This window comes from Bradyrhizobium sp. Unk1 (assembly GCF_059512345.1).
In genome coordinates this window covers 1-246 of the sequence record NZ_JCAMOP010000283.1, presented here as the reverse complement: position 1 = coordinate 246, position 246 = coordinate 1, and the positions used below count along the sequence as shown (strand labels likewise).

Here is a 246-nt window from a genome sequence, read left to right as displayed (position 1 = left end):
GGCGCATGCCGTCGCCACCAGCAGGGCCTCTTCCTTGCCCGTCAGCTTGCGTTCGGCGCCCGGACGCGGTTCCTCGCTCAAGGCCCGTTCCAGATTGCCCTCCACGAAGCGGCGCTTGGTCCGACCGACGGTGGAGAGGCTGACGCTCACGGTCCGGGCAATCTCTTCGTCGCGGCTGCCGACATCAGCCGCAAGCAAAATCTGCGCCCGCTTGAGCTTGCGGGCGGCATGCTTGCCGCCCCCGAG

The 246-nt window shown here is 68.7% G+C and carries 1 protein-coding gene; it reads right to left on the bottom strand.

The window, feature by feature from the left end; translation table 11 throughout:
* Positions 1-246: helix-turn-helix domain-containing protein (locus AC5ZFO_RS48500; protein ID WP_496124334.1), on the bottom strand; the 246-nt coding region annotated here is incomplete at both ends.